Raw genomic sequence first — 13,898 nt, 5'->3', positions numbered from 1 at the left:
TGCCGGAGTTTCCGCCTGTGTTGACGATAACACGACGGCGGGCTAGGGTGAGGGCATGAAGACCGCGGCGATGCACACCCAGCCTCTCGGCGCCGGCGTCCTCAAGCGCAGTACGCGCCTGGCCGACGGTCGCGAGCTGATCTACTTCGATGACCCGGACACGACGCTCGGCCGCGATCGCGCCGTCGACGCCCGGACGCTCGACCCGCGGCCGGCCACCGCGACGATGCGCCAGGACGTCCTCACCGGCGACTGGGTCTCGGTCGCCGCGGCCCGCCAGAACCGCGCATTCCTCCCGCCCGCCGAGCTCGACCCGCTGGCACCGCAGACGCCGACGAACCCCTCCGAGATCCCCTCCCAGTACGACGTGGCCGTCTTCGAGAACCGCTCGCCGTCGTTCGGTCCCGCCCTCGCCGAGGCGTTCGGCGACGCCCCCGCGGCATCCGACCCGCCGCGCGGTCTCGACGACCTCGCGCACCTCGGCCTCGGCCGCACCCGCACGAGCGTCGGCCGCTGCGAAGTGGTCTGCTTCTCCCCCGAGCGCGCCGGATCCTTCGGCACCCAGTCGGTGACCCGCGCACGCACCGTCATCGAGGCGTGGGCCGACCGCACCGCCGCGCTGTCGGCGCTTCCCGGCGTCGCGCAGGTCTTCCCGTTCGAGAACCGCGGCGAGGCGATCGGCGTCACGCTGCACCACCCGCACGGGCAGATCTACTCCTACCCGTACATCACGCCGCGCACGACCAGGTTGCTCGACTCGATCGATCGCACCTCTCCCGACCTGTTCCAGCGCATCCTCGAGTTCGAGCAGGCCGGCCCCCGCGTGCTGCTGCGCGGCGAGCACTGGACCGCGTTCGTGCCCTTCGCCGCCCGCTGGCCGATCGAGGTCCACCTCCTCCCGCACCGCCACGTGCCCGACTTCGCGGGCCTCAGCGAGGCCGAGCGCGACGAGCTGGCCCCGCTGTATCTGCGGTTGCTGCGCGGCGTCGACGCCCTCTACGACACGCCCACGCCCTACATCGCGGCGTGGCATCAGGCGCCCGTGGCCGTCGGGCGCGACACCGTGCGGCTGAACCTGCAGCTGACGAGCCCGCGCCGGGCGGCCGACAAGCTGAAGTACCTCGCCGGGTCCGAGGCGGCGATGGGCGCCTGGATCGGCGACGTGCCACCCGAGACCGCCGCCGACCGGCTCCGCGCAGCCGTGGAAGGAGTCCAGCTGTGACCGAGCGCATCGAGGGCACCTGGTCAGCGCCGGGTCGCGTCAACCTCATCGGCGAGCACACCGACTACAACGACGGGTTCGTGTTCCCCTTCGCGATCGAGTACCGCACCACGGTGCGGCTCGCGTCGCGCGACGACGCCCGCATCCGCGTCTCGTCCTCGTTCTCGGCGGATGCCGTCGAGGTCCCGCTCGCCGAGCTTGCCGGCCTCTTCCCCGACCGCCGCGACGAGGTGGTCGAGTGGGCGCGGTACCCGCTCGGGGTCGCGTGGGCGCTGCTCGAGGCGACCGGCACGGACGCGGCATCCGTCACCGGCGTCGACCTCGCGTTCTCCTCCGACGTGCCGGTGGGCGCGGGGCTGTCGTCGTCGGCGGCGATCGAAAGCGCCACGGCATCCGCTCTGAACGACGTGTGGCAGCTGGGGCTCGACCGGGTCGCGCTCGCCCGCGCGGGGCGCCGGGCCGAGAACGAGGCCGTCGGCGCGCCGACGGGGATCATGGACCAGATGGCGTCGATGCTCGGTCAGCCGGATGCCGGCACGTTCCTCGACTGCCGGTCGCTGCTGGCCGAGGTCGTCGATCTGGGCTTCGCGCGCGCGGGGCTCGAGCTCGTGGTGATCGACACGAAGGTGACGCACGCGCACTCCACCGGCGGCTACGGCGAGCGCCGGGCGGCGTGCGAGCGCGGCGCGGAGATCATGGGCGTCACCGCTCTGCGCGACGTGTCGGTGGCCGACCTGCCGCGCGCGCAGGAGCTCATGGACGACGTGACCTTCCGCCGCGTGCGGCACGTCGTGACGGAGGATCAGCGCGTGCTCGACACGGTGCAGACGCTCCGCGAGGACGGGCCGCGCGCGATCGGCGGGCTGCTGGACGCCTCGCACACCTCGATGCGCGACGACTTCGAGATCTCGGTGCCCGAGCTCGACCTCGCCGTCGAGACGGCGCGCGCGGCGGGGGCGATCGGCGCACGGATGACCGGTGGCGGGTTCGGCGGCGCCGCGATCGCGCTCGTCGACCGCGAACGCGTGCCGGCCGTGACGGCCGCGGTCGAGAGCGCGTTCGCCGCGGCCGGGTTCACGGCGCCGCACATCTTCACGGTGCGCCCCTCCGAGGGCGCCCGCCGCGACGCCTGACCGCGCCTCGCGTGACGCGTCGGTGAACGTGCGCGTCATGGGGTGGATGCCGGGGCGCGCACGTCGTAGCGTCGAGCCATGGCATACCTCACTGTCGCGACCGAGAACTCGACCGACGTCGAGCTGTTCTACACCGATCACGGCCCGGCCGACGGCCAGCCGGTCGTCCTGATCCACGGATTCCCGCTCAACGGCGAGTCCTGGGATCTGCAGAGCCGCGCGCTGCTGACGGCCGGGTACCGCGTCATCGCCTACGACCGGCGCGGGTTCGGCGCCTCGTCGAAAACCGCGAGCGGCTCGGACTACGACACGTTCGCCGCGGACCTGCACGCGCTGATCGAGGACCTCGACCTGCACGACGCGGTTCTCGTCGGATTCTCGATGGGCACCGGCGAGATCGCCCGGTATCTGTCGCGCTACGGCGCGGGGCGCATCGCGAGGGCCGCGTTCCTCGGGTCGCTCGAGCCGTATCTGCTCATCACCGACGACAACCCCGACGGCGCGGGCGACCAGGCGTTCTTCGACGGCACCGCCGAGGCGGTCGCGACCGACCGGCACGCGTTCCTCACCGGCTTCTTCCACGACTTCTACAACCTCGACGACACCCTCGGCGAGCGCATCTCGCAGGAGGCCCTCGACGCGAGCGTGCAAGTGGCAAACCAGGCCGGCAACGCCGCGGTCGCCGCGGCACCGCTGACGTGGCCGACGGATTTCCGGGAGGACATCCCGGCGATCACGGTCCCCGCGCTGATCTTGCACGGCACCGCCGACAACATCCTGCCGATCGACAAGACCGCCCGCCGGTTCCGCGAGCTTCTGCCGGAGGCGACCTACGTCGAGATCGAGGGAGCCCCGCACGGCCTGCTGCGCACGCACGGCGCCGAGGTCAACGAGGCGCTGCTCGCGTTCCTGCGCTCCTGAGCACCGCCGCGCGGCGGGCGGATGCCGCGACGCACGATCGCGGCGACGGCGCCCGCCGCGCGACCCCGCCGCGCGATCCCGCCGCCCGGGACACTCAGGCGCCGGACGCGGGCGCGCTCCCGGCATTGGCCATCGCGATGAGGCCCTCGATCATCTCCGGGCTCGCCGCGTCTCCCGCCATCATCGACACCCGGCCGAGGGGGAACGAGTCCATCATCTTCGTCATGTCCACACCCTCGGGCATAATCGACTCCACGCCCTCCATGCCCTGCATCATCTGGGCGATGGCGGCCTGCACGACGGGACCGGCGATCGGGTGTGCCATGACCTCGCCGAGCGAGGACTCCGCCGACAGCGGCACCGTGACCGCGTCGCCGTCGACCGGCACCGACACCGTCGCGCGGATGTCCCGGCTCGAGGCCGCGACCTCCACGGCGTACTCGCCGCCCTCCACGACCCAGCGGCCGACGCGGATGTCCCAGTACGCGAGGTCCTCGCGCCGCACGGTGAGCACGACCTCGCGCGCCTCACCCGGCGCCAGCGCGACCGACGCGAACGCCTTGAGCTCGCGCTCGGGCCGCTGCACGCGAGAGTCCGCCAGGCCGGTGTAGACCTGCACGACCTCGCGGCCGGCCACACCACCCGTGTTGGTCACCGTGACCCGCACCTCGATGTCGCGATCGGCGGTGACGGATGCCGCGGCATCCGCATACGCGAACGTCGTGTACGACAGGCCGTGTCCGAACGGGAACGCGACCTCGAGGCCGCGGGCGTCGTACCAGCGGTACCCGACGAACAGGCCCTCGCCGTAGCGGACGTGCCCGAACTCGCCCGGGAAGTCGAGGTAGGCGGGGGTGTCGGACAGGCGCAGCGGGATGGTCTCGGCGAGCTTTCCCGACGGGGTGACGTCGCCGAACAGCACGTCGGCGGTCGCCGATCCCCCGGCCTGCCCCAGCAGCCACGCCTCGACGATCGCGGGCACCCGCTCGGCGAACGGAAGCGCCACGACGCCGCCGTTGGAGAGCACCACGACGACGTTCTCGGTGACGGCGAGCACGGCGTCGAGCACCGCGAGCTGGTCGGCCGGCAGGTCGATGTCCTCACGGTCGAAGCCCTCCGACTCCAGCCGCGCGGGCAGCCCGAGGAAGAGGACGGCGATGTCGGCTCCGGATGCCGCGGCCACCGCCGCCTCGCGCAGCGCCGCCGTCTCGGCCTCCTCGACGCCGACAGCGAGGCTGAACCCGGGCGCGTAGGTCACATCATCCGTCGCGGCGTCGCGGATTGCGTCGAGCGCGGTGTCCAGGCGCGTCGGGTTGATCATCGTCGAGCCCGCGCCCTGGTAGCGCGGCTTCTCGGCGAACGCGCCGATGACGGCGAGGCGCGCGTCGCGCCGCAGCGGCAGCAGGGCGCCGCCGCCGGCGACGGGCGCGTTCTGCAGCAACACGATCGACCGGCCCGCCGCCTCCCGCGCGAGCGCGTGGTGGGCGTCGACGTCGAGCGGGCCGGTGATGGCCCCGGCATCCGCCTGCACTTTCCGCACCAGGTCGATGACGCGACCGGCCGCGACGTCGAGCGTCGACTCGGCGAGAGAGCCGTCGCGGACGGCGGTGACCAGCTGCGCATCGGTGCGTCCGTTCGAGGACGGCATCTCGAGATCCATCCCGGCGGCCAGCCCCTTCACGCGGTCGTTGACCGCGTCCCAGTCGCTGACGACGAGTCCCTCGCCGCTCCGCGGCGGCGCGGCGCGGGCGGGTGGGTGGCGGTCAGCTCCCCGGCAGCCCCAATCCCCAGCGACCTCAGGCGTCGGCGACGCGCGGGCGCGGACGGCTGGCGGCCATCCGCCCGTCGGGATCGAGTCGCGCGAGCACCGCGGCGGTGATCTCGCGCAGCTGCGCGCGCTGCCCGGCATCCAACGCGTCGAGGACCAGGCTCCGCACCTGCGCGACGTGCCCCGGCGTGGCCTGCAGCAGCGCTCGGCGGCCTTCCGGTGTGATGACGGCATCGACGCCGCGGCCGTCGGCGTTGTTGCGCTCGCGTGCGACGAGACCGCGCCGCTCGAGGCGACTGACGACGTGGGAGAGGCGCGGCATGGTGGCGTTCGTCATCGAGGCGAGCTCTTTCATCTGCAGCCGATGACCGACGGCGTTGGCGAGCATGGAGAGCGCGAAGTAGTCGAAGTGAGTGAGGTCGACGTCGCGCAGCAGCTGGGCGTCGAGTTCCCGCGGCAGCAGCTCCAGGAGCGCGGCGAGGGGGATCCACGTGTCCAGCTCATCGGGGGTGTAGAAGCGAGACGACGTCATTTCGACATTCTAGGAATACTTGTCGGCACAACGAGGTTGACGAGGATAGTTGCAGATACAACATCTGCTCGGAAAGGACTCGCCATGACCTCCATTACCATCTTCGGCACCGGCAACATGGGTCAGGCCATCGCCGGCGTCCTCGCGCGCGGCGGCGCCGACATCCAGCACGTCGGCAGCTTGGACACCGACGCCCGGATCGCCGGCGACATCGTCGTGCTCGCCGTCCCCTACCCCGCGCTCGCCGCGATCGCCGACTCCTACGGCGACCAGCTCGCCGGCAAGACCGTCGTCGACATCACCAACCCCCTCGACTTCTCGACCTTCGACGCGCTCGTCGTGCCCGTGGGCAGCTCCGCCGCCGCGGGCCTGCAGGAGCGCCTGCCCGAGGCGAAGGTGCTCAAGGCGTTCAACACCAACTTCGCCGCGACGCTCGCGTCGGGCACGGTCGGCGGTCAGCCGACGACGGTGCTCGTCGCCGGTGACGACGCGGGCGCCAAGACCGCGCTCATCGACGCGGTGCAGGCCGGCGGCCTGGCCGCCGTCGACGCCGGCGCGCTCTCGCGCGCACACGAGCTGGAGGCCCTGGGCTTCCTGCAGCTGACCCTCGCCGCGTCCGAGAAGATCGGCTGGACGGGCGGGTTCACCCTCGCGAAGTGACCTCCGGCCGGTCGCCGTCGTCGCCCCGGACTCCGGCGGTCGTGCTCACCGCAGCACGGCCTCCGGCATCCGTCGGCGCATGACGGCGACCGCCTCGGGGTTGTCGTCGACGAGCACGGCGTCGCGGCCGAGCGCGGCGGCGACCGCGCCCGTGGTGCCACTGCCGGCGAAGAGGTCGAGCACGCGGTCGCCGGGCCGGGTCGAGGCCTGCACGATGCGCCGCAGGATCCCCTCCGGCTTCTGCGTCGGATACCCCGTCTTCTCGCGCCCGCTCGTCGGGACGATCGTGTGCCACCAGACGTCCGTCGGCAGCTTGCCGCGCGCCGCCTTCTCGGGCGTCACCAGCCCGGGCGCCATGTACGGCTCGCGGTCCACGGCCTCGGAGTCGAACCAGTACCCGGCCGGATCCTTCACGTACACGAGGATCGTGTCGTGCTTGGTCGGCCAGCGCCGCCTGCTCTTGGCCCCGTAGTCGTAGGCCCAGATGAGCTCGTTGAGGAAGCACTCGCGCCCGAACAGTGCATCCAGTAGCACCTTCGCGTAGTGGGCTTCGCGGTAGTCGAGGTGCAGGTACAGCGTGCCGTCGTCGGCGAGCAGCCGCCAGGCCTCGCGCAGCCGCGGCTCGAGGAAGTCCCAATAGTCGTCGAACCGATCGTCGTACTGCCGCAGATCGCCCCGCAGCCGCGCGTAGCTGGTCCCCCGGAACCCGGTCTTGACGACCGGCCCGCCGAAACTCCACGGATCCGGCGCCGCCGGGGCCGAATCGGGCCTCTCCGGGGCGCCGGCGGCCGGAATCCGTGGAGTTCTCGCGGCCGACTCGACGGCACGACCCTGCGTCCGCCCGGTGTTGAACGGCGGATCGAGGTAGATCAGGGTGAACGAGGCGTCCGGCAGCGTCGCCGCGACGGCGAGGTTGTCGCCGTGGTGGATCTCGACGGAGCCGGGCCCGCCGGCGCTCACGGAACCCGGTGCAGCCACGCGTCGGTCGCGAACTTCGACGCCACGAGCGCCTCGGCCTCGGCGTATTCCTCATCGGTGATGTGGCCCGGCTCGGCCGCGTACAGCGTCGTGAAGGTCTCGATGAGCCGCTCGATGATGGCCTCCCGCGGCAGGCCCGTCTGGCTGCGCAGCGGGTCCACCCGCTTGGCGGCCGACGTCGTGCCCTTGTCGGAGAGCTTCTCCCGCCCGATGCGCAGCACCTCGGTAATGACCTGACCGTCCATGTCGTACGACAGGGTCGCATGGTGCAGCACACCGCCGCCCGCGAGCCGCTTCTGCGCGGCCCCGCCGATCTTGCCGCTCGGCGAGGCGATGTCGTTGAGCGGCTGGTACACGGCGTCGATCCCCAGCGACCGGAGGGCCTGCAGCACCCAGTCGTCGAGGAAGGCGTACGAGTCGGCGAACGTCATCCCCGCGACGAGGGATGCCGGCACGTACAGCGAATACGTCACGATCGAGCCGGCGGCCATGAGCATCGCGCCGCCGCCGGAGATCCGCCGCACGACATCGAAGCCGTGCCGGGCGGCGCCCTCGGGGTCGACCTCGTTGCGGTACGACTGGAACGATCCGATGACGACCGCGGATTCGTCCCACTCCCAGATGCGCAGCGTAGGCCTGCGGCGCCCGTCGCCGACGCGGGTGGTGAGCACCTCGTCGAGGGCGAGGTTCATGCGCGGTGAGACGGCCTTCTCGTGCACGACCTCCCACTCGAAGTCGCGCCACCCCGCGGCCGTCACGAGGGCGCGGCGCACCGCCGTGCCCACCGACTCGGGCGTGAACCCGAGGAGCTGCGCGCCTTCCGGCAGCGCCGCGCGCACCGCCGCGGCGATGCCCGCGACATCCGTCTCGACCGGCAGCCCGGTCACGGCGGCGTCGATGTCGGCGAGGGCGTCGTCGGGCTCGAGGAAGAAGTCACCGGCGAGGTGGAAGTCCGCGATGCGTCCCTCCCGGACCTCGAGATCGACCACGACGAGCTTGCCGCCCGGAACCTTGTACTCCCCGTGCATGCCTCCAGCCTAGAGTCGAGCGCCGCGGGTGGCGCCCGGCTCTCAGCGCCGCGCCCGCGCCCGCGCGACGAACATGGCGACCAGGCACACCGCGAGGGCGAGGATGGCGAGGCGTGCGACCCACAGCGCGACGGCCTGCCAGGCCTGCTCGAACGCCACCGCGCCGAACAGGAACGCGACAAGGGCCTCGCCGCCGTCGCCGGTCACCGGCGTGGTGTCGGTGAGACCGACCGCGAGCGTGGCCACGGCGGCGACGGCGCCCGCCGCGATCGCACCGAAGACCCACCAGGCGGATGCCGGGGCCTCTCCCCGCGGCATCCGGCGCAGCAGAGCGAACCCGCGCGTGGCGAAGACGAGCAGCCACCCGACGACGAGGAGCGACACGAAGACGACGAAGGTCGCGATGGGCGTCGTGATGAGACTGCTGACGAGGCCCGCGGTCCAGCCGCCGTCGACGACGCGCATCGCGACCCAGACGGCCATGCCCACGGTGGTCACGAGTGTCGCGACCGCGGCGTCGCCGATCGTGCGCGGCACGAGGACGCCCGCGACATCGCCCCACGACGACCCCGAGCCCGGGCGCCGTGCGCGAGCGCCGCGAGCGGCGCGGGCGGCGGCATCCGCCGTCATCGACCGCGCGCGTTCCCGCGCGACCACCCTCTCGGGCGGAAGCCCGACGATCCGCGACGACGAGGCGAGGCCGGCGGCACCCGCGCCCACACCGACGACGAGCCAGAACACCCGGTCGGGACCGGACAGCGGCTCGAAAGCCCAGAACGCGATCGCCGTCAGCGCGGCCAGCGCCAGCACCGCGCCGCGCACTGCACCCCAGGGGCGACCCGCCCACGCCGGGTCGACGGCGAAGGGGACCGATGCCGGAACCGCGGAGGGTCGACGTCGATGGCGCGCCACGCGTCAGTCCCGCACCGGGATGCGGGCGTCGAGCCAGGCGAGGAGGTCGGCGAAGACCTCCGCGGCCATCGTCTCGTTGAAGATCTCGTGGCGAGCGCCGGGGTAGACGAGCGTCGTCACGTCGGTCAGGCCGGAGCGGGTGCGATACGCGTCGGCGAGCCGGTGCACGCTGCGGGGGCCGCCGACGGGATCGTCGCGGCCCACCATGAGCAGCAGCGGCGGGTCGACACCGAGGTCCTTGCGCGGCTTGCCGATGAGGCGCAGCACGTCGCGCCAGCCGAACAGCTGCGGCAGGGTGGTGGTCGTCGTCAGCGGGTCGTCGAGGAAGGCCTGGCCCACCGTCAGGTCGCTGGAGAGCCACTCGGTGCCGAGCGCCCCCGGCGCCTTCCAGTTCTTGTTGAGGTCGCCGGAGTTCAGCGCCCCCGGCCACCGCAGCGACGAGCCGCTCAGCACGATGGCGTCGTAGGCGTCGGGGTGGTCGTTGACGAGGATCTGGGTGAGGAACGATCCCCACGAGTGCCCGAGGATCACCAGCGGCAGGTCGGGGTTCTCGCCGCGGATGAGCTGGGTGAACTGCCAGACCGCGGCGACGGCGGCGCGATGCCCGCCGGGGCCGAGCCGGCCGAGCCGCGACGCGTCGCCGTTCCACTGCGCCATGCCGGTGCGCCCGTGCCCGCGGTGGTCGTCGGCGTACACCGTGAACCCGGCATCCGTCAGCTGCGCGATCAGCGCACCGTAGCGGCCCGCGTGCTCGCCGACGCCGTGCAGCAGCTGCACCACCCCGCGCGGGGTGACCCGCGCGGGGTGGACGTCATAGAAGATGCGGATGCCGTGGGCATCGGTGAACGAGCGCGCTTCGGGTGCGGTCATGGACCACAACCTATCGCCCGGGCATCAGCGTCGGCAGGAGGCGCCGCGGTAGTCCAGCGCGTACGTGGAGGCGTACCCCACGCCGTCGACCTGACGGGTGGCGGTGACCGTCACCGTGCCGGTCGGCAGCGAGCGCTCCCCGCTGTCGACGACGTGCGTCAGCACGCCGCCTCGCGGCATCCCCCTGGGGCTCAGCCGGGTCTGGCGCGTCGAGTTATTGCTAGATAAGCTAGCTATTCGTGAGGGGCATCTCGTCGCGCCGCTGGTTCGGCCTCGTCTTCATCAGCCTCGCCGTCGCGCTGATCATCGTCGACTCGACGATCGTCAACGTCGCGATCCCCTCGATCGTCGACGATCTGAAGATCAGCTCGACGCAGGTGCAGTGGGTGCAGGAGGCGTACACCCTCGTGTTCGCGTCGATGCTGCTGCTGTCGGGTCGCTCGCCGACCGCATCGGCCGGCGACGCCTGCTGCTGATCGGCGTCGCGCTGTTCGCCGGCGCGCCGGTCGCGGCGGCGCTCGCACCCAGCGGCGACCTGCTGATCCTCGCGCGGCTTGTGCAGGGCGTCGGCGGGGCCATGATGCTCCCGAGCACGCTGTCGCTGCTGAACGCCACCTTCCACGGGCGCGAACGCGGCATCGCGTTCGCGGTGTGGGGGTCCACGATCGGCGGGATGGCCGCCGTCGGTCCGCTCCTCGGCGGCTGGCTCACGACGTCGTTCTCGTGGCGCTGGGCCTTCGGCATCAACATCCCACTGGGGATCATCATCGCCATCGGCGTGCTGTGGGCGGTCGCGGAGTCGCGCGAGGCGGCATCCGGCACCCTCGATCTCGTCGGCGCGGCGCTGTCGGTCGCCCTCTTCGGCGCGCTCGTGTTCGGTCTCATCGAGGGGCGCACGCTCGGATGGTGGGGCGTGCACGACCCCTTCACGATCGGCGGCTGGACCTGGCCGTTCGATCTCTCGCCGGTGCCGGTGGCGTTCGCGATCGCCGTCGTCGCGCTGATCGTGTTCGTGCTCTGGTCCCGCCATCGCGGCCGCGCCGGCCGGCCCGCTCTGCTCGACCCTCGACTGTTCTCGATCGCGACGTTCCGCAGCGGCAACGTCGCCGCACTGGTGGTCGCACTCGGCGAGTTCGGCATCATCCTCTCCCTTCCGCTGTGGCTGCAGTTCGTGCTCGGCTTCGACGCGCTGCAGACCGGCCTGGTGCTGGTGGCCCTGGCCGTCGGCTCGTTCGTCGCGAGCGGCATCGCGGGCGCCTCGAGCGGCGAGATCAGTCCCGTGCTCGTCGTGCGCGCGGGCCTCGCCGCTGAGATCGTCGGTGTCGTCCTGGTCGGCATCGTCGTGGGGCTGGATGCCGGGACGCAGACCGCCTGGGTGTGGCTGCTGCCGGCCCTGTTCATCTACGGTCTCGGCGTGGGACTCGCGACGGCGCAGCTGACGGGCGTCATCCTGCAGGACGTGCCGGTGCAGCTGTCCGGTCAGGGGTCGGGTACGCAGTCCACCGCGCGCCAGGTGGGATCGGCGCTCGGCATCGCGATCCTCGGCACCGTTCTCTTCTCCGGCACCGCCGGCCTGCTGTCCGCCTCGCTCGATGACCAGGGGATGCCGGCCGCACAGCGCGACCAGGTGGTCTCGGCCGTCGTCGACAGCTCGGGGTCGGCGATCGCGGGGCTCGCCGCCGATCCGTCGACGGCAGCAGTGGCGGATGCCGCGAAGCAGGCCTTCTCCGACGCCACGCGGCTCGCCGCGTTCACCGCCGCGGGATTGCTCGTCGTGGGCCTGATCGCGACGATCCCGCTCGGCCGCGCGCGCCGCCCCGCCGCCGGGAATAGCGGGGGCGGGGATGCCGGGGAGTCCCCTCACGCTTCACCCGACGCAACACGCGACCACAACACCCCATAACTGCAATACGCGCCGGATGAACCGGCAGCCCCGCCCCCACGCGCCCACATTTACTTAGCAAGACTAATGAGCTATGCTAAGTATCTGTATGAGCACCGAGAACGCCGACCCCGCGCCCCCATCCGACCCCTCCCTCGCCACCGACGCCTCCGCCCTGCGGATGGCGACGTTCCGCCTCGCGCGGCGCCTGCGCTTGCAGCGCGCCGTCGACACGATGAGCGACGGCCAGTTCGCGGTGCTGGCCGCCCTGTCGGCGCACGGCGCACACACCCTCGGGGAGCTCGCCGATCGTGAGCGGGTGTCGGCGCCATCGATGAACCGCACCGTCAACTGCCTCGAGAAGTCGGGCTACCTCACCCGCACCCCCGACGAAGCCGACCGGCGCAAGGTCAACATCGCCCTCACGGACGAGGGCCGCGCCGTCGTCGCCGAGACCGTGCGCCGCCGCGACTCCTGGCTCGAGCAGGCGCTCGCCGACCTCACTCCCGCGCAGCGCGAGCTGCTCCATGACGCTGCCGAGCTGATGCGGGAGGTGGCGAGCCGATGAGCTCCTCGATGTTCCGCTCCTTCTCGGTCTTCAACTATCGCGTCTGGTTCATCGGCGCGCTCGTCTCCAACGTCGGGCAGTGGATGCAGGCCACGGCGCTCAGCTGGGTCGTGCTGACGCAGCTGACCGACAACGACGCCGGCGCCATGGGCATCACCATGGCGCTGCAGTTCGCGCCGCCACTGCTGCTCGTCGGCGTCACCGGATGGGTCGCCGACCGGTTCGACCGGCGTCGCCTGCTCATGCTGACGCAGTCGCTGCTGCTCGCGATCGGCGCCGTGATCGGCGTGCTGATCCTGCAGGGCGTCATGACCCTCGCCCTCATGTACCTGTTCACGTTCGTGCTGGGGCTGGTCGCGGCCTTCGACAACCCCGCCCGACAGGCGTTCGTCTCCGACCTCGTGGCGCGCGAGAACGCGTCGAACGCGGTGGCGCTGAACGCGGCATCCTTCAACAGCGCCCGCATGATCGGGCCCGCCGCCGCGGGCGTCATGATCGTCGCGGTCGGCACCGGCTGGGTGTTCCTCGTCAACGCGGCGACCTTCCTCGCGATGATCGTCGCGCTGCTGCTGATCCGCACCGACGAGCTCGTGCCGCGCGTGAAGGCGCCGGGCGCGAACCGCCTCGCGGACGGATTCCGCTACGTGCGGCGCCGCCCCGACCTCATGGTCACGTTCGCGATGGTGTTCCTGCTCGGCGCGTTCGGCATGAACTTCCCGATCTTCGCGTCGACGATGGCACTGGAGTTCGGAAAGGATGCCGACGGTTACGGCCTCCTCTCGTCGATCCTCGCGATCGGGTCGTTGGCGGGCGCGCTGCTCGCGGCGCGGCGCGACCGCGCCCGCATCCGCATGGTGGTCGTCGGGACCGGACTGTTCGCCGTCGCCGCCGCCGTGAGCGCCGTCATGCCGACGTACGGGCTGTATGCCGTGACGCTCATGTTCACGGGCTTCGCGGTCGTCACGACGATGACCACGGCGAACGGCTACGTGCAGACGACCACCGATCCGGCACTGCGGGGCCGGGTGCTCGCGCTGTATATGGCGATCCTCATGGGTGGAACCCCGATCGGCGCGCCCATCGTGGGTTGGGTCGCGGCCGAGTTCGGTCCGCGCGCGGCGATCTGGCTCGGTGCGGGCGGGGCGTTCGTCGCCTTCGCGATCGGATTCGGGTGGATGCTGTTGTCCGGCCGCCTGCACCGCCACGAGACCCGCCGCTTCGCCCTCACGCTCGACGAGACGCGGCCAGTCTCGGTGGTCGCCCCCGTCGCCCCCGAGGAGTTCAGCGACGAGGTCGCCGGCACCACGCCGATCACCCTCCCCGGCCGCGCCCGGCGCTGACGCGACGCGCGGCGCGCGGCGCGCGACGCGCGGCCGCGCACGCGAAAGCGCCCGACCAGCTCTACAGGGAGCCGGCCGGGCGCT

General features: G+C 72.1%; 13 protein-coding genes and 1 pseudogene. 7 read left to right on the top strand and 7 right to left on the bottom strand.

Annotated elements, in window-relative coordinates:
* Positions 1-55 precede the first annotated feature (55 nt).
* From galT to JOD60_RS04460, 3 genes are all read left to right on the top strand, one after another.
* Positions 56-1,222 carry a galactose-1-phosphate uridylyltransferase gene (galT, locus tag JOD60_RS04470; protein ID WP_157127832.1) on the top strand — a complete coding sequence of 389 codons (1,167 nt, stop codon included), beginning with the start codon at positions 56-58 and terminating at the stop codon, positions 1,220-1,222.
* Positions 1,219-2,355, top strand: coding sequence for a galactokinase (gene galK / locus JOD60_RS04465; protein WP_076688925.1), 1,137 nt, complete (start codon positions 1,219-1,221; stop codon positions 2,353-2,355). Before galT ends, galK begins: the two co-directional genes overlap by 4 nt.
* 78 nt (positions 2,356-2,433) lie before the next feature.
* Complete coding sequence (locus tag JOD60_RS04460; protein ID WP_076688923.1) at positions 2,434-3,276, top strand: alpha/beta fold hydrolase; 843 nt, start codon at positions 2,434-2,436, stop codon at positions 3,274-3,276.
* A 94-nt stretch (positions 3,277-3,370) separates the two neighbouring features.
* On the opposite strand, the gene JOD60_RS04455 is transcribed toward JOD60_RS04460, so the two are convergent.
* On the bottom strand, positions 3,371-4,924 hold the full coding sequence (locus JOD60_RS04455) for a glycoside hydrolase family 3 C-terminal domain-containing protein (RefSeq protein WP_307823843.1): 1,554 nt from the start codon (positions 4,922-4,924) through the stop codon (positions 3,371-3,373).
* Positions 4,925-5,072: 148 nt separating this feature from the next.
* A complete protein-coding gene (locus JOD60_RS04450) occupies positions 5,073-5,576 on the bottom strand; it encodes a MarR family winged helix-turn-helix transcriptional regulator (protein WP_076688921.1) in 504 nt (167 codons plus the stop codon).
* A gap of 84 nt (positions 5,577-5,660) precedes the next feature.
* Between JOD60_RS04450 and JOD60_RS04445 the strand changes: the two genes are divergently transcribed.
* The gene (locus JOD60_RS04445) at positions 5,661-6,236 is read left to right on the top strand and encodes an NADPH-dependent F420 reductase (RefSeq protein WP_076688919.1); all 576 of its coding nucleotides are present in this window, start codon (positions 5,661-5,663) and stop codon (positions 6,234-6,236) included.
* A 45-nt stretch (positions 6,237-6,281) separates the two neighbouring features.
* On the opposite strand, the gene JOD60_RS04440 is transcribed toward JOD60_RS04445, so the two are convergent.
* The 5 genes from JOD60_RS04440 to JOD60_RS04420 are packed head-to-tail and all read right to left on the bottom strand — an operon-like array spanning position 6,282 to position 10,189.
* On the bottom strand, positions 6,282-7,196 hold the full coding sequence (locus JOD60_RS04440; RefSeq protein ID WP_157127831.1) for a DNA-methyltransferase: 915 nt from the start codon (positions 7,194-7,196) through the stop codon (positions 6,282-6,284).
* Positions 7,193-8,242, bottom strand: a complete 1,050-nt coding sequence (lplAB, locus tag JOD60_RS04435) for a lipoate-protein ligase LplAB (RefSeq protein ID WP_076688915.1) — start codon at positions 8,240-8,242, stop codon at positions 7,193-7,195. Before lplAB ends, JOD60_RS04440 begins: the two co-directional genes overlap by 4 nt.
* A 42-nt stretch (positions 8,243-8,284) precedes the next feature.
* Positions 8,285-9,154, bottom strand: coding sequence for a hypothetical protein (locus JOD60_RS04430; RefSeq protein ID WP_157127830.1), 870 nt, complete (start codon positions 9,152-9,154; stop codon positions 8,285-8,287).
* Between the two features lie 3 nt (positions 9,155-9,157).
* Positions 9,158-10,024, bottom strand: a complete 867-nt coding sequence (locus tag JOD60_RS04425) for an alpha/beta hydrolase (protein ID WP_076688911.1) — start codon at positions 10,022-10,024, stop codon at positions 9,158-9,160.
* A gap of 24 nt (positions 10,025-10,048) precedes the next feature.
* Positions 10,049-10,189, bottom strand: a complete 141-nt coding sequence (locus tag JOD60_RS04420; protein WP_157127829.1) for a hypothetical protein — start codon at positions 10,187-10,189, stop codon at positions 10,049-10,051.
* Between the two features lie 83 nt (positions 10,190-10,272).
* Here JOD60_RS04420 and JOD60_RS04415 point away from each other — a divergent pair.
* The 3 genes and pseudogenes from JOD60_RS04415 (at position 10,273) to JOD60_RS04405 (ending at position 13,814) form a co-directional block, all read left to right on the top strand.
* Positions 10,273-11,927, top strand: a pseudogene (locus JOD60_RS04415) (DHA2 family efflux MFS transporter permease subunit).
* 88 nt (positions 11,928-12,015) lie between these two features.
* Positions 12,016-12,474 carry a MarR family winged helix-turn-helix transcriptional regulator gene (locus JOD60_RS04410; RefSeq protein ID WP_076688909.1) on the top strand — a complete coding sequence of 153 codons (459 nt, stop codon included), beginning with the start codon at positions 12,016-12,018 and terminating at the stop codon, positions 12,472-12,474.
* Positions 12,471-13,814 carry an MFS transporter gene (locus JOD60_RS04405; protein WP_076688907.1) on the top strand — a complete coding sequence of 448 codons (1,344 nt, stop codon included), beginning with the start codon at positions 12,471-12,473 and terminating at the stop codon, positions 13,812-13,814. The genes JOD60_RS04410 and JOD60_RS04405 overlap by 4 nt, the downstream gene beginning before the upstream one ends.
* Positions 13,815-13,898 lie beyond the last annotated feature (84 nt).

The sequence above is a fragment of the Microbacterium aurum genome (assembly GCF_016907815.1).
Classification (GTDB): domain Bacteria; phylum Actinomycetota; class Actinomycetes; order Actinomycetales; family Microbacteriaceae; genus Microbacterium; species Microbacterium aurum.
Note: the sequence above shows the minus strand (reverse complement) of the source record. Positions and strands in the feature narration are given on the sequence as shown.